The sequence below is a fragment of the Prosthecobacter sp. genome (assembly GCF_044236155.1).
Classification (GTDB): domain Bacteria; phylum Verrucomicrobiota; class Verrucomicrobiia; order Verrucomicrobiales; family Verrucomicrobiaceae; genus Prosthecobacter.
This window is the reverse complement of the sequence record NZ_JBIIHA010000014.1, coordinates 70,577-88,207: the sequence shown is the minus strand read 5'-3', so window position 1 is coordinate 88,207 and position 17,631 is coordinate 70,577. Positions and strand designations below refer to the sequence as shown.

Below are 17,631 nucleotides of genomic sequence, written 5' to 3'. Positions count from 1 at the left end.
TCGACCTTTCGGGCTTCATTCGTCATTCGGAATTGATTCGCTACGCTCCCCTTCGGGCTCCTTTCAGTCGTCTGTCTCACTTCGTTCGGCTCTGGTTTCGTCATTTTTTGACGACCACATTCTGACCATCAAAATGCAAAAGGCGGTTCTTCAGCCCTCGCATCGCCTGTTTCGGGATAAAAACCTCCACATCGCCGATCTGATGCCTGTGCTCGGTGGGTGCGTTCATGCCGCTGATCCACAGAAGCTGCCACCATTCCTGCCCGGCGAGATCGCCCTGGCTGCAACGCACATAGTCGAGGTGCAGGACGTCGCCCGGATGGCCGAAGTGCTCGATGTTGTGCCTCGATTCCAGATAGTCAGCGAAGGCCTGCGAGTAGATCAGGCCGCTGCGGAGTTTATGGAGGACGAGTGCCACGAGGTTAAAAGCGACAAAGCGCGGGACGGGGTGACCGTTCCGCGCTTTGGACAGTGAGAAACAAAGTGCGGATCAGCCGAGGGCCTTGGCGTAGTTCGCGGCGACGGCGGACCAGTTCACGGTGTTCCACCAGGCGGCGATGTAGTCAGGGCGCTTGTTCTGATACTTGAGGTAGTAGGCGTGCTCCCAGACGTCGCAGCCGAGGATCGGTATGCCGGAGCCGTCCATGAGCGGGTTGTCCTGGTTCGGCGTGGAGGTGATGGCCAGTTTGCCGTCTTTAACGACGAGCCAGGCCCAGCCGGAGCCGAAGCGGGTCACACCGGCCTTGGCGAAGGCTTCCTTGAAGGCATCGAAGCTGCCGAAGGCGGCGTTGATCGCGTCACCAAGCGCGCCGGAGGGAGCACCGCCAGCGTTCGGGCCCATGATGTTCCAGAAGAGCGTGTGATTGAAGTGACCACCGCCGTTATTGCGCACCGCGCCCTGGATGTCAGCGGGCACCTTGGAGATGTTTTTGCACAGATCCTCGATGGACAGCGCCTCAAGATCGGCCTTGCCGGCGATGGCGTTGTTGAGGTTCGTCACATACGCGTTGTGATGGCGTCCGTGATGGATCTCCATCGTCGTGGCGTCGATGTGCGGCTCGAGCGCGGTCTTGTCGTAAGGGAGCGGGGGGAGGGTGTGGGCCATGGCTTTGGGGTGGTTAGTGGGTTAAAGCTGTTTTTAGGTAGAGCGGAGACGGAATGGAGCAAGGGCGGAAATGACGAATGACGAACGAAAAACAGGCGCGTCTGGACGCGTTCGATGCCAGAGTCCACCATGAAATCCCGCCGCCTTTTTCGTTTTGCCCTCCTTGGCCTCGTTTTGACCGTTGTGCCGTCCTGCGGGCTCTCGTTTCGCTCGGCATGGAAAAAACCGGCGTCGAATGCCGGCGTCAGCGGCAAATGGGAAGGAACCTGGCTCAGCACTGCCAGCGGGCACACCGGAAAGCTGCGCGCGGTCATCTCCGAGCCTGCGCCGCTGTGCTGCGCTTCGAAACAACAGCCGCAGGCGGTTCCCCACCAGTTCTTCTACCATTGCACCTGGCGCGGCATCCTGAGCGCGGCCTTCAAAACCACCCATCTGGTCGTGAAGAAAAACAACAGCACCCACACCTTCAAAGGTGATCATAAGATGCCGAACTGGGTGGGCGGCCTCTATCACTACGAAGGCACGATCAAGGGCGATGAATTCAACGCCTGCTACGAGAGCGGCCTTGACCGCGGCACTTTCACGATGAAACGCGTGCGCTAAGCAACCATCCTGCCCGGCGCGGTGTTCATTCCGCGCATCGCACGCCCATCGATTCATGAAGTGGTTCTCCAGCTTTCGCGCCCGACTGATCCTGACAGTCTTTCCCGTCGTCGCGGGCATCACCATCGCCACGCTGCTGCTGGCGGAGTGGAAGTTCACGGCGGCTTACCGTCGTTTGTTCGAGGAGCAGTTCGAGTCGCAGATCAGCACATATTCCACAGCGAAAAAGAAGCGCACCGAGGCTCTCTCCTCACGACTCGCGGAGATCGCGAGGCAACCGGAGGTCGTGCAGGCCATTTCGATGAAGGATTTCCCTGCCGCAGGCCAGATTCTACGCCCGCAGCTTGAGGCGCTGGCCACTGAGCGTCTCCAGACCGAGTTGCCGGGCATGAACCGCCCGAATGCCGACGGAGGCGGCACGCGTCCGCAGTTCACATTTGGCCAACGCATACGAGAGGACGACAAGGAGCGCCCCTTTGCAGCGCGGCAGTCCTCCCGTCTGCCTCCCGGCCAGGCACCGTTCATCGCGATCATCGACGCGGATGGGAATTATCTCGCCGCGCCAAAAAAGAACGCCCAGGGCGGCCCAAACGCCCGTCCCATGGCCGAAGCCGGCGAGCAGGGAGAATTGCGTATGCGCGGCGCGAAAATGCAGTGGCTCGGCGGCCGGAAACTGGAGGACGTCCTCAAGGAGCAGGAGGTCGGTTACCTCCGTGTCGAGGGAGACGACAAAGGACGCACGGAACAGGTGCGCGAGGTGTTCATGACGCCACTGCACGATCCTGACAGCGGAAAGTTCCTGGGCGCTTTTTTATTCGGCCTGCCCTTACAGGTTCTGGCCGAGCGACTGCTTTACGAACAAACAAAGAAGTCCGAGTTCGGCGAGATCATGAGCGGTGTTTGGGTGGAGGACGCGCTGGTCAGCTCCACCATCCCGAAGGATCAACGCGACTACATCGCGCAAAAAGTGGCCGAATCGTTGAAGCAGCATGGCAAAGGCCAGCGTGAGGTCACCGTGCCCATCGACGGCGTCCGGCACCAGATCCACTATCGCGTGCTCAATCCTGGCTCCCCCTTCCCTCTCGCCGCGCAGGTGAATCTTTACTCGCTTGAGGCGATGGACCGCGAACTGGGCGAACTGCGGCGGAATGTAGGCGGCCTCGGCTTGGTTGCGTTGGTCATCGCGCTGCTCGTGGTGCTGTGGATTTCACACGGGCTCTCAGGTCCGATCAGCGACATCGTCAGCGGCACGCAACAAATCGAGCAGGGCAACTTCGATGTGCGCGTTCCCGTGCGCAAAAACGACGAGCTCGGCAAGCTGGCCGCTTCCTTCAATGAAATGGCCGCCGGCCTCGCCCTGCAGGAAAAATACCGCAGCGTGCTCAACGCCGTGGCCGACCGCACCGTGGCGGAGCAGTTGATTTCGCAGAGCGGCGCGCTGGGGGGGGAGACGCGGCACGTCACGATGCTGTTCTGCGACATCCGCGGCTTCACGGCCATCACCGAGAACATGCCGCCCGCCGAGGTGATCGATCTGCTCAACGAACACATGACCGCGCTCACCGACGTGGCCTACAAGCACGGTGGCATCGTCGATAAATTTGTCGGCGATTTGATCATGGTGCTATTTGGCGCTCCTGTGAGCACTGGCGCAGATGCGCTGAGTGCCGTGCAGTGCGCGCTGAGCATGCTGCAAGTGCGCAGAACGCTGAACCAGACCTCAAAGCACTCGCTGGAGGTGGGCATCGGTCTTGCCACCGGTCATGTCGTGGCCGGCTGCATGGGCTCGGACCAGCGGTTGAGCTACACGGTGCTCGGACATCGCGTGAACCTGGCCTCTCGGCTGTGCAGCATTGCCCAGGCGGGCGAGATCGTGATGGACGAGGAGACGTACGCGGAGGCCCGGGAGTTGATTCAGGCGGAAGCGATGCCACCCATGCAGCTCAAGGGCATCTCCGAGGCGGTTCATCCGTGGCGGGTGGTGGCCGCGTAATTCCCCGCATGTCCGTCCCGCGCCAGAAACCTGACCTCGTCGCCAAGCTCCGCGATGTCCCGCACACACCGGGCGTCTATGTCATGCGCGACCGCCTGAACCGCGTGATCTACGTCGGCAAGGCGCGCGACCTGCGCAAACGGCTCTCCAACTACTTCACGCCTGCCCGCTCAAAGCTGGCTGATCTCAAGACGCGGGCGCTAATCGCGAGCATCTGGGACTTCGACCTGCATCAGGTTCGCAATGAAACCGAGGCGCTGCTGCTCGAAGGCCAGCTCATCAAGGACTTCCGCCCGCGCTACAACATCAGCTTCCGCGACGACAAGCGCTTCTTCCTCGTCCGCGTCCACTTTGGCGACGCGTTTCCCCGCTTGTCGCTCACGCGGCTCAAGAAGGACGACGGGGCGCGTTACTTCGGCCCCTTCCCCCACGGTGGCGCGCTGAAAACAACACTGAACTGGCTGAACAAACGCTTCGGCCTGCGCGCATGCCGTCCGCTGAAGCCGGACGAGCAGGATTACAAGCACTGCTCCAACGACATCATCAAAAACTGCTCCGCGCCCTGCATCGGCCGTGTTTCGCCGGAGGAATACAAGCAGCGCGTCGAGCAGGCCTGCGAGTTCCTTGATGGCAAAAACAAAGACCTCGTAGCCGCGCTGGAGGATGAGATGAAAAAGGCCGCCGCACGGCTCGACTTCGAGAAAGCAGCCGAGCTTCGTGACATGGTCGAGGACATGCGCAAAACGCTCGTGCCCACGCGCACCTTCGAGCGCGGCGCGCGTGCGAAGGTCGTCAGCACCATCGACCCGATGGCCGATGTGAACGAGTTGCAGGAGCTTTTGCACCTGGAGCAGCCGCCGCTCGTCATGGAGTGCTTCGACATCGCCAACATCGGCACCGCGCATTGTGTGGCTAGCATGGTGCGCTTCAAGAATGGCGTGCCTGACAACGCGAACTACCGCCGCTACCGCATCCGCGCCGTCAGCGGCCAGAACGACTTTGTCAGCATGGCCGAGGTCATCCGCCGTCGTTTCTCGCGCATCTTGCTCGAAGGCAGGGCCACCGCCGGGGATGACGCCGAGTTTTCGCAGGAAGCCCCCGCCGACGCGTTGAAACGCCTCTCCGCGAATCCGAAATTCGTCACGCTGCCGGATTTGGTCATCGTGGATGGCGGCAAAGGCCAGCTCGGCATGGCGGTGGCTGAATTGCAGAAGCTCGGCCTGCACGACCTTCCCATCATCGGCCTCGCGAAGGAGCACGAGGAAGTCTATCGGCCCGGAGAAAGCCAACCGGTCATCATTCCGCACGAACGCGGTGCCTTGAAGCTGCTCCAACGCATCCGCGACGAAGCCCACCGCTGGGCAAACGGCTACCATCAACTGCTGCTGCGTCGCCGCGTGGAGGAAAGCATCCTCGACGACTGCCCCGGCGTCAGCCAGGCCCGCAAAGCCGCGCTTTTGAAAGCCTTCGGCTCCGTCACCCGACTCCGCAAAGCCACCGAGGAGGAGATCGCCGCCGTGGCGGGCATCGGCAAGGCCGTGGCACGGGAGGTGCGGGAGTTCTTGGAGCACCGGAAGTGAGCGCCCGTGCGCCCGCAGGTTCCAAAATGCTTTGAAACTTGTTCATCGACCGATGGAACGACTCATGGTATAGGCCCGGCATGCAAATCCTCGAACAGCTCGGCCTGGGGCTTGGACTGGCGTCGCTCGCGGGCTTGAATCTCTACCTCACGGTGTTTCTCACCGGCATGCTTGTGCGCTTTGATGTGCTGCACCTCGCCGAGAAATATCAAACGATCGAAGTGCTTGGACATGATTGGGTGCTCGCTGCCGCCGGCGTGCTGTATGCCATCGAGTTCATCGCCGACAAGGTGCCTTGGGTGGATTCTCTGTGGGACAGCGTGCATACCATCATCCGTCCGGTCGGCGGCACGATCCTGGCCATGCAGGCCCTGGGCGAAATGCCCGCGCACATGGAGGTGCTCGGTGCCCTGCTAGCGAGTGGCGCGGCCTTGACCACGCACAGCGCGAAGGCCGGAACCCGCCTCCTAGCCAATCACTCGCCGGAGCCCGCCTCGAACATCGCTCTGAGCATCACCGAGGACATCATCGTGGCGGCGGGCACCGTGGTCATGGTGCTGAAGCCCGTCATCGCTCTCTGCATTTTCACTGCGGCCCTGTTCGTGCTCTGGCTCGTGCTGCCGCGCATCTGGCGCGTCGTGCGCCGCTCGTTTGAGATCATCCGTGACAAAGGGCGCGCCTTGTTCCGTCAGGAGGCGCACGCTTAATCGTCGTCCATCACGCCGCCCGCATCATCGAGGGCGTGAGCCTTCAGGTCGTCGAGATCGACCCATTCGAGTGCAGATTCGTGGCTGGCGGAGAGACAGACGGGCGGAGCACATCCGGCGTCGAGAGCTTCCTTCCAGCGGGTGACGCAAAGACACCAGCGGTCGCCGGGTTCCAGGCCGGGGAAATCCCATTCGGGCGCGGGTGTGCTCAGATCATTGCCACGTGCGGCGGAGAAGCGCAGGAATTCGGCGGTGGCTTCGACACAGACGGTGTGCAGGCCGACATCACCGGGACCGGTGCGGCAATAGCCATCGCGATAGAACCCAGTCATGGGTTTGCGACAGCAGCAAGTAAGCGGAGTTCCGAGGACGTTGGTGCGCATGATGATTACTTTCTCCAAGAAGGGCCGACAGGTTCGGCTGCGGGTAGTTTGAAATCCACCGCCAATTCCCTGCTGGCTTCATTATCCTTCATCGTCACGCCATCGGCTGCGCTCTTGATCTCAAATGCCTCGCCAAGGTTGGTTTGAATGTGATTACCACTGATCTCGGTCTCCAGCGGCGGCAAAGTGGCTTTTTTCTCGCCCTGCATGCCGATGAGGATGTTATGCGCGCAGTTCACGAAGGTGTTGTTCGTCACCTTGGCACGTTTGACCTGAAAGTAGCCATTCGGCACGGAATTGGGGATGCCGAGCATGAAACACATCGCGCTGCGCTCGTCATCGCCGGTCAGGCTGTCAAAGAGGTTGCCGGTGACGACGTGATCCTCGCCGATGATACGCACTCCGCCGCTGCCTTTGGCTTGGTTGCCGAAGAAGACATTGTTCTCCACGCGACAGGCGTTGCCGTGGCGCAGCGTCAGCGTGCCAGACACGCCCTTGAAGGTGTTGAAGCGGTAAAGATTGCCGCAGGACTTGTTGGAGATGCACTCGGCCTCCCCGTCGCATTTCTCGAAGAGGTTGTGCTCCACGATACAGGCGGCAGTTTGCATGGAGGTCTTGCTGTCGCCGAGGCGGATCGTCTCGCCGCCGTTCTTGCCCAGCTTCTGCCGTGGCCCAAAGTGGTTGTGGTCGATCTGGTGTTTGCCCTGGTCCTTCGCCTCGTTCGAGAGCCAGACGACCAGCGTGGTGCCCTGCGTCGTCTTGCCGGCGATGTAGCAGTGGTCCACGCGGTTCCGGGCACCGTAGATCGAGACAAATTGGGAGGACTCCTCCGAAGTGAGCTGCGTGTCATTGGTCACCGCGCAGTTCGTGATGCGGCAGTCGCTGGCGAGTTGCTTGGAGTCGAGGCGCAGCTCGATGACCTGCTCACCCGTTGGGTTCTGAAACCACAGGCCATCCACCACAACGTGCGCCCCACCCACCGACAGCCGCGAGTCGCCCGTGAACACCACCCTGCCCGGCGTCTGCGCCTTGATCTTCACCGGCTTCTCCGCCGTGCCTTCCGCATGAATCTTCAGCCGCGCATCGGCCCAAGTGCCGTCTTGTAGAATGATCGTGTCACCAGCCGCGACGGATTTGGCGGCCTCAGCAAATACGGCGGCATCAGCAACGTAGATGTCTTTGGCCGCAATGGGAAGGGAGAAGGTGAGACTCAGGAAAAATAAACGCATTCCACATAGGAGGTGGCAGTCAGCTTGACGGCAAGGCGGTTTTCAGCACACTCCCATCCAAGAATCCCGGTTGGTGAACTGGACGGTTGCATATACCAAACTGGCGCAGAAGGATGCGAAGATGTTTACTTCATTCGCATCTATCACAGAATCGTCATGCAACGCTGCTATCTGCTTGGCTATCCCGCCTGTAGGACGCCGTGGTGATCAAATTCTAAGAGGAAAGTTCTCGTTGGCACGCCGGTGTGGATTCTGCCATGAACTAGTTAGATGTTCAAAATGATATGTCTATTGCAGCAAACCTTCATATTGTGGACTGGATTCGTTTCGAAAGTCATTTCGAGACATCCTCGATCTCAGGTATTCTCGACGCGGATTGGGAAAAACTAACGCATCATGAACGTGCTCAAAAAGCGTCGGACTTTCTAAAATGCCTTTATGAATCGGAGTTTGCAGTTGGGCTGTCTGATATAACAAGATTTCATTCTGATGCCGGCGGGTACGGCCTTTGGTGTGCACTCTGTGAAACCTATTCTGAAATCCGAAGCTACCTTATGGAGGAGGATCGGGAAATTTATGACGAACTGTACCTCCCGTTCATTGGTTCCATCACTGAGAACTTTGGACACTTTGAGGATGTTTTTGAGCTTCCCAACAGATTAAGGTAGCGTCTGAATGCTGGCGGATTGTCCCTCGCTTTCTCACCAGAACGCTGCAAGAAAATGGGAGAACTCTTCTATCACTATTCATTCAGTCGCCTGGTGCACGAAGCGCTTGCATTGCGTTCAATTCCTCCTCCTTTGCCTGGGCGTGCTTCGTATTTCCACGACATGATAGACGGCGTAAGAACAGAATTTGGCAGTCTACATCCGAGATACACAGAAATGACGGAGGGCTGGAGAATTCTTACTCAACAGGCAAGCCATCGTAAATGGGGGCTGGTCGCAATATTCCCGCCTTGACGGCTACAACTTTCACTTGTGCCTGAAAAGATGTGAAAGTGAAGCGTTGATGCTTACAGCGACACGCCCCGCTTCCACGGCAGGAAGTCATCTTGGCCTAGCGCGACGGCCTTCGGCGTGTAGTCGCCGCTGGCGGTGGCGATGACGAGTTCGAGCATTTCCTCGCCCATTTGCTCGACGGTCTTTTCGCCGGTGATGATGGGGCCGGTATCGAAGTCGATGATGTCGGGCATGCGTTGGGCCAAAGCGGTGTTTGTGGAGATTTTGAGCGTGGGGCAGACGGGATTTCCGGTGGGGGTGCCTAGGCCGGTGGTGAAGAGCATCATGTTGCAACCGCCGCCGGCGAGCGCGGTGGTGCTTTCGACGTCGTTGCCGGGGGTGCAGTAGAGCGTGAGGCCGCCGTGCTGGCGGATGGGCTCGGCGTAGTCGAGGACATCGACGATGGGGCTGGTGCCGCCTTTTTTGGCCGCACCGGCGGACTTGATACCGTCGGTGATGAGACCGTCGCGGATGTTGCCGGGGCTGGGATTGGCATCGAAGCCGGAACCGCAGGCCTGAGCGGCACCCTCGTAAGCACGCATGAGGTGGACGAATTTGTCAGCGAGGTCGGCGCTGACGCAGCGGTCGCACAGGCTCTGCTCGACGCCGCAGAGTTCGGGGAACTCGCTCAACACCGGCGCACCGCCGAGCGCGGCGAGGAGATCGGCAGTGTGACCGATGGCGGGATTGGCGGAGATGCCGGAGAAGCCGTCGCTGCCGCCGCATTCGACGGCCATGATGAGATTGCTGAGGGAACAAGGCTCGCGCGTCTGCTCATTCGCACCAGCGAGGCCGAGAAAGGTGTCGCGGATGGCATTCGCCATCATGTCGCGCTCGGATTTGCTCTTCTGCTGCTCGTAGATGAGCAGCGGCTTGTTCATCTGCGGATAAAACGCGGCGAGTTCCTGCTCCAAGAGGCTCACTTGCGCATGTTGGCAACCCAGGCTGAGGACGGTGGCTCCGGCGACATTGGAACTGTTGATGTAGCCTGCCAGCAAGCGGCAAAGCGCCTGCGCATCCTGCCGCGTGCCGCCGCAGCCGAGGCCGTGTTCGAGAAATTTCACGCCGTCGATGTTCTTGAAGACACGAGCGGTGGTGGCGGAGGTTTCCGCCTCGAGCATGGCGGCTTCGATTTGCGCCTTGGACGCGCCTTCTCGCTGCATCTGCACGAGGCGATGCGCAAACTGCTCATACGGCGAGGTTTTGCCGTAGCCGAGGCTGCGGGTGAGCGCCTCGCGCATGAAGGCGAGGTTGCGGTTCTCGCAGAAGACGAGCGGGATGACGATCCAGTAATTCGCGGTGCCCGCAGGGCCGTGGGAGCGCTTGAAGCCGTTGAAGGTGCGGTTCTGCCACTTCGAGACATCGGGCGGTGTCCAGGTGTAGTCGCGCTGCTTGCCGCTGAAGGCTGAGGTAGCGTGGACGACGTTGTGGGTATGAATGAGCGCGCCTTTGGCGATAGGCTGCGTGGCTTTGCCGACGATGACGCCATACATGGTGACGAGATCGCCCACGGCGAAGTCATGCGCGGCGAATTTCTGCTTCGCGGGGATCTTTTCGAGCAGCGTGCCGGTGTGACCATTCACGGAGAAGGACGCGCCTGCGTCGAGATCGCGGAGGGCGACGAAAGCGTCGTCGGAAGGATGAACTTGGAGGATGGCGGACATGATTTTCAGTTCTCGGTGCGCTGTTTGCAGCTTTCAGAACAGAGAACAGAGAACAGAGAACCGCGAACTGCAATTTTAACCTTGGCTCCCGGCATGGGAGCGGCTTAGATCGACGATCATGCTCGAAATCAACAATCTCTCCCACGTTGTCCCCGGCAAGACCAAGGAACCTCTCCGCGTGCTGGAGCAGGTCAGCTTCATGGCCCCGGGTGGCCATGTCCTGGCGGTGATCGGGCCCTCCGGCAGCGGCAAGACCACGCTGCTCCGCATCCTTGCCGGCCTGACGGACCCGGAGGCTGGCAGCATCACCCTGCGCAGCCGCGATCTGATCAAACAGCCGCTTTATCCCACTCAGCTCGGCTGGGTGCCCTCCGGCGATGATAGCCTGATCGAACATCTCACCGTGCGGGAAAACCTGATCAGCGCTGCCCTGCTGCGCGGTGCCGGCCGCACGAAGGACGAACTGCTCTCCCGCGTTTCGCATGTGCTGGTGACGGTAGGATTGGAAAACATCGCCACGGAGCGCACCTCGATGCTGGCACTGCCGCAGCGGCGGCGGTTGAAGCTGGGGATGGCCCTGGTGGCCGATCCCGTGATTGTTCTCTGCGATGATTTCACCGTGGGGCTGGATGTGCGCAGCGAGCGCGAGTTTGAGGCGCTGCTGAAGCTCGTCGCCAGCGACCGGCCGGACCGCATCGTTATCCATGCAACAGACGCTTTGGCCAACCTAGCCGCGTATGACACCGTCGTCGTGCTGCATGAAGGCTATGTGGCCTTCCACGGTCCGGCACGGGCCATTCCGCATTACTTCACCGTGCCGACCTACGACGAGGTCTATGCGCGTCTCGCGAAACGCCCCGCGCAGCGCTGGGGGGACTCGTGGATGAAGCACCGCGACTCTTATTATGCCGCCTTCAAGCTCGGCGGTGGCGCGGAAAAACTCTCCGCTGCCGAGGAGGACCCCGGCGACGAGGACCGCACCATCGTGATGAAGCAAAACGAGGTGGAGGAGGAGAAAAAGCCCGCCGAACCCGAGGTGCGGCCGATCATTCCCCTGCCCGGCGCCTTCAGCCAGGCCCAGCATCTGCTGAAACGCCGCTGGTCGCTCCTGCGTCGCACTCCGCGGGAGTGGATCGCGCATGCCGCGCTCCTCGTTGGCGCGCCTGTCATCGTGGCGCTGCTCATGCTGCCGAACAAAAAGCTGCTCAAGGAGGCGGCCGGAGGTGCTGCGGGCGCCGAGGTGCTGTGGCCGGCGAGCCATACCGTCTCAATGATCACCCTGCTGCAAGTGCTGCTGGTCATGTTCATGGGGCTGCGGCTCGGCGCGCGCGAGATCGCCACGCGCCGCGCGGTTTACGAGCGCGAGCGCATCGGCGGTGTGTCAGCCGGAGCCTGGCTGCTGGGATCGCTGCTGTTCATGCTGCCCATCATCCTGGTGCAGGGCTTCTGGATGGAAATGTTCCTCGACATCATCTCCGGCGGCCTGCCGGGCACAGGTCTGGCGAAGCTTCTGCTGCCTGCTCTTTCAGGTGTGGCTTTCGCCTCCCTCTGCCTCGGCATCTCCGCGAACTCGGGATCGCCGGAGCGCGCTCACAGCGTCTCGCTGACGCTGCTGTGCGCGAACGTGCTGCTTTGCGGGGCGCTGCTGGGATTCCCGCAGACACTCGGTCACGTCGTCCACCCCTTCATCACCGCGCACTACGGCTGGTCGGGGATTATCGACTCGCTGCAAAAGACGCCGTTCTTCCATCCCATCGACCAGTTTGTGAAAACGTGGTTCGCAACTCCCAATCTCGCGATGATCATGCTCGGCGTGCATTTCCTCGTCGGCCTGGTGCTGGCGTTCGTGGGCCTCCGCCGCCGTGCGTGAGGATTAAGGAGGATTTATCGATTTGACCGCTCATGCCGCTGAATTTCGTCCGCTTCAAGCACGCCCGTTTCTCCGCACGCTTCCCTGACACGTTTCGTTACTCCCGCTCGCATTACTGGATGGCTCCGGTGGAGGACGAGCCCGGCCTGTGGCGTGTCGGCTTCACCAAATTCGCCACACGCATGCTCGGGGAGCTCGTGGACTGCGACTGGAAGATGAAGGAGGGAGACCTCGTGCGCCCCGGCGACAACATCGGCTGGGTGGAGGGCTTCAAGGCCGCGTCCGACGTGTATTGCGTGATGAACGGTGCCTTCGCCGGAGGCAATCCGGGCCTCAAAGTGGACGCCTGCATCGTGCGCAGCGATCCCTATGAGCAGGGCTGGCTCTACGCCGTGCGCGGCGAGCCCGAGGCCGAATCCCTCGATGTGAACGGCTACATCGAGCTCCTCAGCGGCACCATCCAGCGCATGGCGGAGGAAGGGCATGGCGAGGAAGAAATGACGAATGACGAATGAGGAAGGCCGAAAGCGCCTAGCAGGAGCGTTTTCCTTCGCCAGGCAGCGCCTTTGGCCCCGCAGGCCACCGGCAAGCGACGAATTTGATCGCGCAGACTCAACCGCCAGGGCGTATGAGACACATTCAGCATGACCGGAGTTGCAGCCTCGGTGATCCGGCATTTCCTCATCTTCCCATGTCCTCCTTCCTCCAATTCGACCAAACCGGCAATCCCGCCGAGGTTCTTCAGCTTCGCGAACGCACGCTCACGCCACCGGAAGGGCATGAGGTGCGCGTGCGCATGCGCTACGCGCCGGTGAATCCGGCGGACCTGAATTTCATCGAGGGCACCTACGGCCGCGCCGCGCATCCGCCGTGCATTCCCGGCCACGAGGGCTGTGGCGAAGTCGAGGAGGTCGGCAGCGCGGTCACCTCCTTGGAGAAAGGCGATGTCGTCGCGCCGCTGCTCGGCACCGGCTGCTGGACGCAGCATCTGACCGCGCCGGAGCATCATTTCGCCAAGCTGCCTCCGCAGATCGATCCCGTGCAGGCCAGCATGCTGCGCATCAATCCCGTCACCGCCTGGGCGCTGCTCAAGCATTACGTGAGCCTCGACGAAGGCGCCTGGGTGGTGCAAAACGCCGCGAACTCCGGTGTCGGCCGCGCCGTGATCCAAATCGCGCACCACTTCGGCCTGCGCACGTTGAACTTCGTCCGCCGGCCCGAGCTCATTGATGAATTGAAGGCGCTCGGTGCCGACGCGGTCGTCCTCGACAACGACGAAGGCGTCGCCGAGGCAAAAAAGATCCTCGGAAACGAGCCGGTTCGCCTCGCGGCGAACGCCGTCGGTGGTGACAGCGCCATCCACCTCATGGATGCGCTCAGTTCCGAGGGCGTCATGGTCACTTACGGCGCGATGAGCCGCCGCAGCCTCAAGGTGCCCAACAAGTTCCTCATCTTCAAAAACCTCCAACTTCACGGCCTGTGGATCACGAAATGGTTCGAAAAGGCCAGCACACCCGAGCTTCGCGAGGTGCTCGACCCTCTCACCGCGCTCATTGAAAAAGGCGAACTCGTCACCGCCATCGACCAGATCGTCCCGCTGGCCGATTTCAAACAAGCCATCCTGCGAGCCCAGCAAGGCTCCCGTCACGGAAAAGTCATCCTCGATCTCGCCTGAAGCCGATGCGCGTCCTCCTCACCAACGATGACGGCATCACCGCCCCCGGCCTGCGCGCCCTGGAGGAAGCTGTGACACAACTCGGCTGGCAGCCCGTCGTTGTCGCGCCTGCCGTCGAGCAGAGCATGTGCGGCCACCGCGTCACCACCCATCAGCCGCTCAAGGTCGAGCAGCATGCCGAGCACCGGCACGCCGTGCATGGCACGCCCGCCGACTGCGTCCGCATCGCCTTGTTCGCGCTGGATGTGAAACCCGCCTTCGTGCTCTCCGGCGTGAACGCCGGCGGCAATCTCGGCCAGGACATCGTCATCTCCGGCACCGTCGCCGCCGCTCGGGAGGCCGCGTATCACGGCCTGCGCTCCTTTGCTTTCTCCCACTACATGATTCGCGGCCTGGCGGTCGATTGGCGGCGCACCGCGTCATGGATCGCCGAGATCCTCGGCGAAACGCACCCCCAGGAGCAGGCGCACCGCACCTTCTGGAACGTCAACCTCCCGCATCTGCCGCCGGACGTGCAGACGCTCCCGCCCCGCGTCCCCTGCCCTCCCGCCCGCTCCCCTTTGAACGTCTCCTACATCAGGAACGAGCACGGCTTCGCCTACACCGCCTCCTACGCCGATCGTCCGCGCGATCCCGGCTCGGACGTGGACGCCTGCTTCAGCGGCAACATCGCCGTCTCCCTGCTGCACGTATAAAGGGGAACGATGGGACGCTTTGGGGCGCCCAAGTGCCACCGCCTTGACATCCGGTCGGATCACGGCCCTAAGTAGCGCCCCCTTTTTCCCGCCAGCCCGCCCAACACCACATGCCCAAAGCCCTCATCATTGCCGAGAAGCCCAGCGTCGCCGCCGATCTCGCCCGTGCACTCGCCAAAGCCCCCGGCATGAAGCCTTTCACGAAGGAGAAGGACTGGTATGAGAACGAGACGCATGTCATTTCCTCCGCCGTCGGCCATCTGCTCGAGCTGGGCATGCCGATGGTGAACGGGAAGAAGATCGGCTGGGGCTTCACCAGCCTGCCGATCCTGCCGGAGAAGTTCGAACTGAACCCCATCGAGAGTAGCGAAGATCGCTACAAGGTCCTGACCCGGCTGATCAAGCGCAAGGACATCGACCTGCTGATCAACGCATGCGACGCCGGCCGCGAGGGTGAGTTGATCTTCCGCTACATCGTGGATGCCACCGGGACGAAGAAGCCAATCCAGCGCCTTTGGATGCAATCCATGACGCAGGGCGCGATCTTGGACGCTTTCAAGAAGCTGCGCAGCGACGAGGAGATGCAGCCCCTCGCTGACGCGGCGAAATGCCGCAGCGAGTCCGACTGGATCGTCGGCATCAACGGCACGCGGGCACTAACAGCGCTGAACTCCCGCCACGGCGGCTTCCGCCTGACGCCGGTGGGCCGCGTGCAGACGCCGACGCTTTCTATCTTGGCTAAGCGCGAGCGGGAAATCGCCGCCTTCGAACCCCGCACCTACTGGGAGGCCATCGCGCTCTTTGAGGTGGCCGCTGGCCGTTACCAGGGCCGCTGGATCGACGAGGAGTTCAAGAAGGACGAGAACGACGAGCACAAGAAGGCGGAGCGCATCTGGGATGAAAAGACCGCGCAGGCCATCGCCGAGCGCTGCATCGGCAAGCCGGGCAAGATCGAGCAAACGACCAAGCCTGCGCGCCAGGCCGCCCCCCTGCTCTACGACCTGACGAGCCTCCAGCGCGAAGCGAGCAACCGGTTTGGCTTCTCCGCCCGCCGCACGTTGCAGATCGCTCAGGCCTTGTATGAAAAGTTCAAGGTGCTGACCTATCCGCGAACCGACTCACGCCACCTGCCGGAGGATTACATCGGCACGGTGAAGGACACGCTCAAGACCTTCGCCAGCCATGACAGCCGCAAGCATGACGCGCTGCCGCATGACCTCGGCACGCACGCGGCCACGGTGCTCGACAACCAGTGGGTTCGCCCGAACAAACGCATCTTCGACAACTCTAAGGTGAGCGACCACTTTGCCATCATCCCCACCGGGCAGATTCCGCCGAAGGAGCTGCCGGAGGCCGAGCAGAAGGTGTTCGACATGGTGGCGCGCCGCTTTGTCGCGGTGTTTTTCCCCGCTGCGGAGTTTGAGGTGACCACCCGCATCACGCGTGTCGGCAAGGACGCCTTCAAAAGCGATGGCAAGGTGCTCAAGATGCCGGGCTGGCTGGCCGTCTATGGCAAGAAAGCCGCCGAGGAGACCGCCGAGAGCGGCGAGGACGCCGCGAAGCTGCTTGTCGATGCCAAAGATGGCGACACCGCCAGCACGCTGGATGTGGAGGTGAACGAGCTTCAGACGAAGCCGCCGCCCCGCTACACGGAAGCCACCCTGCTCTCGACGATGGAAGGCGCAGGAAAGCTCGTGGAGGACGAGGAACTCGCCGAGGCGATGAGCGAACGCGGTCTCGGCACGCCGGCGACGCGCGCGGCCATCATCGAAGGCCTCATCATGGACCGCTACATCGAGCGCGTGCAGCGTGACATGCATGTGACGCAGAAAGGCCTCGCTCTCATCGACCAGATCAGCGCCATCGGCATCGACGCGCTCAGCTCGCCGGAAATGACCGGCCAGTGGGAGTACAAGCTGCGCCAGATGGAGCACCGCGAGCTCGACCGCGAGAGCTTCATGAAGGACATCCGCCGGGTGACGAAGCAGGTCGTGGAGAAGACCAAGGCGTACTCGAAGGAAGCGAAGGAGAAGGTTTACCCCGAATTCCCCGCCGTCTGCGGCGTCTGCGGCAGCAAGGAAGGCTACAAGCAGACGGAGGAGTTCTACGGCTGCAAAAATCCGAAGTGCAAGGTGCGCGTCTACAAGACGGTCGCCAGCCGCCCGCTGAGCGACGACGAGATCCGCACGCTCATCGAGAAACGCTTCATCGGGCTGCTCGACGGCTTTCGCAGCAAGAAGGGCAAGGAGTTCAGCGCCGGACTGCAGATCAAGGACGACATGAAGCTGTCCTTTGTCTTTGAAGGCAACGATCCGGACGCGATCAACTGGGACGAGTGCCCCGTCATCACGAAATGCCCCGTCTGCGCCCTCAAGAAGCGCGAAAGCCAGATCTATGACACGCCGGACGGCTATGTCTGCAAAACCGCGCTAACCGAGGCCGGTAAATGCAACGCGCGCCTGCCGAAGGTGCTCTGCAAAAAGGAGATCACGCCCGAGAACGCCCGCGAGTTCTTCGAGGGGGGCAAAACCTCGCTCATCACCGGCATGATCTCGAAACGCGGCCGCCCGTTCAGCACCTTCCTCGTCTGCACACCGGGCGAGAAGCGCATCATGGGATGGGAATTCCCGCCGCGCGAGCCGAAGCCGAAAGCGCCGAAAAAACCGGCGGGCGTGCGGAACCGCGGCTGAGAGCGGCTCATTCCTTCGGCTTGATCAGGTGGGAGTATTTTTCCTTCCAATCCTCGGGAAGGCGCACGGGCTTGCCCTCAGGCATCTGAACGAGCGCGAGTGACTGGCGGCAGGTGATGAGCAGCATATCATCCTCCGCCCGGCGCATCTCGAACGCGCACCAGAAACGCACGCGCTCAACACTTTCGAGGCGGCCGCGGATGACGAGCTCGTCACCGAGCTTCGCAGGCCGCTTGTAGTCGATCTCCGTGCGCACAACGACCGGGAAAAGCTGCGTCTGTGACATCTCGCGCAGCTTCATGCCGAGCTTCGCAGCAAGACGGGTGCGGTTCGTCTCGATCATGCGCAGGTAGGCGATGTTATGCACGACGCCACCGCAGTCAGTGTCAAAAAACATGACTTCCTCGCGGGTTTCGATGGCCGGCGTGTGGTGCAT

15 protein-coding genes are annotated in these 17,631 nt (G+C 61.6%); 9 read left to right on the top strand and 6 right to left on the bottom strand.

Annotated elements, in window-relative coordinates:
- Positions 1 to 100 precede the first annotated feature (100 nt).
- Together ACILSE_RS13600 and ACILSE_RS13595 are read right to left on the bottom strand one after the other, a co-directional pair.
- A complete protein-coding gene (locus ACILSE_RS13600) occupies positions 101 to 418 on the bottom strand; it encodes a hypothetical protein (RefSeq protein ID WP_395717949.1) in 318 nt (105 codons plus the stop codon).
- 72 nt (positions 419 to 490) lie between these two features.
- Positions 491 to 1,105, bottom strand: coding sequence for a superoxide dismutase (locus ACILSE_RS13595; RefSeq protein WP_395717948.1), 615 nt, complete (start codon positions 1,103 to 1,105; stop codon positions 491 to 493).
- 129 nt (positions 1,106 to 1,234) lie between these two features.
- Here ACILSE_RS13595 and ACILSE_RS13590 point away from each other — a divergent pair, with 129 nt between their 5' ends.
- The 4 genes from ACILSE_RS13590 (at position 1,235) to ACILSE_RS13575 (ending at position 5,988) form a co-directional block, all read left to right on the top strand.
- Positions 1,235 to 1,708 carry a hypothetical protein gene (locus ACILSE_RS13590; RefSeq protein ID WP_395717947.1) on the top strand — a complete coding sequence of 158 codons (474 nt, stop codon included), beginning with the start codon at positions 1,235 to 1,237 and terminating at the stop codon, positions 1,706 to 1,708.
- A 55-nt stretch (positions 1,709 to 1,763) separates the two neighbouring features.
- Positions 1,764 to 3,701, top strand: a complete 1,938-nt coding sequence (locus ACILSE_RS13585) for an adenylate/guanylate cyclase domain-containing protein (RefSeq protein WP_395717946.1) — start codon at positions 1,764 to 1,766, stop codon at positions 3,699 to 3,701.
- Positions 3,702 to 3,709: 8 nt separating this feature from the next.
- Complete coding sequence (locus ACILSE_RS13580; RefSeq protein ID WP_395717945.1) at positions 3,710 to 5,281, top strand: GIY-YIG nuclease family protein; 1,572 nt, start codon at positions 3,710 to 3,712, stop codon at positions 5,279 to 5,281.
- 80 nt (positions 5,282 to 5,361) lie between these two features.
- Positions 5,362 to 5,988: a DUF4126 domain-containing protein gene (locus ACILSE_RS13575; protein ID WP_395717944.1), complete on the top strand. Its 627-nt coding sequence runs from the start codon at positions 5,362 to 5,364 to the stop codon at positions 5,986 to 5,988.
- Here ACILSE_RS13575 and ACILSE_RS13570 read toward each other — a convergent pair.
- From ACILSE_RS13570 to ACILSE_RS13560, 3 genes are all read right to left on the bottom strand, one after another.
- The gene (locus ACILSE_RS13570) at positions 5,985 to 6,371 is read right to left on the bottom strand and encodes a DUF2237 family protein (protein WP_395717943.1); all 387 of its coding nucleotides are present in this window, start codon (positions 6,369 to 6,371) and stop codon (positions 5,985 to 5,987) included. The genes ACILSE_RS13575 and ACILSE_RS13570 overlap by 4 nt on opposite strands.
- Positions 6,372 to 6,376: 5 nt before the next feature.
- A complete protein-coding gene (locus tag ACILSE_RS13565) occupies positions 6,377 to 7,600 on the bottom strand; it encodes a polysaccharide lyase 6 family protein (protein WP_395717942.1) in 1,224 nt (407 codons plus the stop codon).
- Positions 7,601 to 8,615: 1,015 nt separating this feature from the next.
- The gene (locus tag ACILSE_RS13560) at positions 8,616 to 10,265 is read right to left on the bottom strand and encodes a UxaA family hydrolase (RefSeq protein ID WP_395717941.1); all 1,650 of its coding nucleotides are present in this window, start codon (positions 10,263 to 10,265) and stop codon (positions 8,616 to 8,618) included.
- A gap of 118 nt (positions 10,266 to 10,383) precedes the next feature.
- On the opposite strand from ACILSE_RS13560, the gene ACILSE_RS13555 reads away from it, so the two are divergent.
- The 5 genes from ACILSE_RS13555 to ACILSE_RS13535 all read left to right on the top strand — a co-directional run bounded on the left by ACILSE_RS13555 (position 10,384) and on the right by ACILSE_RS13535 (position 17,195).
- Positions 10,384 to 12,135, top strand: a complete 1,752-nt coding sequence (locus ACILSE_RS13555) for an ATP-binding cassette domain-containing protein (protein WP_395717940.1) — start codon at positions 10,384 to 10,386, stop codon at positions 12,133 to 12,135.
- Between the two features lie 32 nt (positions 12,136 to 12,167).
- Entirely contained in the window at positions 12,168 to 12,650 is a 483-nt protein-coding gene (locus ACILSE_RS13550) for a glycine cleavage system protein H (RefSeq protein ID WP_395717939.1), read from the top strand.
- A gap of 176 nt (positions 12,651 to 12,826) precedes the next feature.
- A complete protein-coding gene (locus ACILSE_RS13545) occupies positions 12,827 to 13,810 on the top strand; it encodes an MDR family NADPH-dependent oxidoreductase (RefSeq protein ID WP_395717938.1) in 984 nt (327 codons plus the stop codon).
- Between the two features lie 5 nt (positions 13,811 to 13,815).
- Entirely contained in the window at positions 13,816 to 14,505 is a 690-nt protein-coding gene (gene surE / locus ACILSE_RS13540; protein ID WP_395717937.1) for a 5'/3'-nucleotidase SurE, read from the top strand.
- A 110-nt stretch (positions 14,506 to 14,615) separates the two neighbouring features.
- A complete protein-coding gene (locus tag ACILSE_RS13535; protein WP_395717936.1) occupies positions 14,616 to 17,195 on the top strand; it encodes a DNA topoisomerase III in 2,580 nt (859 codons plus the stop codon).
- Between the two features lie 7 nt (positions 17,196 to 17,202).
- Here the strand turns inward: ACILSE_RS13535 and ACILSE_RS13530 are convergent, their stop codons facing one another.
- Positions 17,203 to 17,631, bottom strand: a complete 429-nt coding sequence (locus ACILSE_RS13530; protein ID WP_395717935.1) for an acyl-CoA thioesterase — start codon at positions 17,629 to 17,631, stop codon at positions 17,203 to 17,205.

Excerpts from the sequence above, each read along its gene's own strand:
- ACILSE_RS13555 (WP_395717940.1), top strand. The coding sequence starts at position 10,384 with ATGCTCGAAATCAACAATCTCTCCCACGTTGTCCCCGGCAAGACCAAG.
- ACILSE_RS13590 (WP_395717947.1), top strand. The coding sequence starts at position 1,235 with ATGAAATCCCGCCGCCTTTTTCGTTTTGCCCTCCTTGGCCTCGTTTTG.
- ACILSE_RS13535 (WP_395717936.1), top strand. The coding sequence starts at position 14,616 with ATGCCCAAAGCCCTCATCATTGCCGAGAAGCCCAGCGTCGCCGCCGAT.
- ACILSE_RS13580 (WP_395717945.1), top strand. The coding sequence starts at position 3,710 with ATGTCCGTCCCGCGCCAGAAACCTGACCTCGTCGCCAAGCTCCGCGAT.
- ACILSE_RS13565 (WP_395717942.1), bottom strand. The coding sequence starts at position 7,600 with ATGCGTTTATTTTTCCTGAGTCTCACCTTCTCCCTTCCCATTGCGGCC.
- ACILSE_RS13545 (WP_395717938.1), top strand. The coding sequence starts at position 12,827 with ATGTCCTCCTTCCTCCAATTCGACCAAACCGGCAATCCCGCCGAGGTT.
- ACILSE_RS13575 (WP_395717944.1), top strand. The coding sequence starts at position 5,362 with ATGCAAATCCTCGAACAGCTCGGCCTGGGGCTTGGACTGGCGTCGCTC.
- ACILSE_RS13595 (WP_395717948.1), bottom strand. The coding sequence starts at position 1,105 with ATGGCCCACACCCTCCCCCCGCTCCCTTACGACAAGACCGCGCTCGAG.
- surE (WP_395717937.1), top strand. The coding sequence starts at position 13,816 with ATGCGCGTCCTCCTCACCAACGATGACGGCATCACCGCCCCCGGCCTG.
- ACILSE_RS13550 (WP_395717939.1), top strand. The coding sequence starts at position 12,168 with ATGCCGCTGAATTTCGTCCGCTTCAAGCACGCCCGTTTCTCCGCACGC.
- ACILSE_RS13585 (WP_395717946.1), top strand. The coding sequence starts at position 1,764 with ATGAAGTGGTTCTCCAGCTTTCGCGCCCGACTGATCCTGACAGTCTTT.
- ACILSE_RS13570 (WP_395717943.1), bottom strand. The coding sequence starts at position 6,371 with ATGCGCACCAACGTCCTCGGAACTCCGCTTACTTGCTGCTGTCGCAAA.
- ACILSE_RS13560 (WP_395717941.1), bottom strand. The coding sequence starts at position 10,265 with ATGTCCGCCATCCTCCAAGTTCATCCTTCCGACGACGCTTTCGTCGCC.
- ACILSE_RS13530 (WP_395717935.1), bottom strand. The coding sequence starts at position 17,631 with ATGCACCACACGCCGGCCATCGAAACCCGCGAGGAAGTCATGTTTTTT.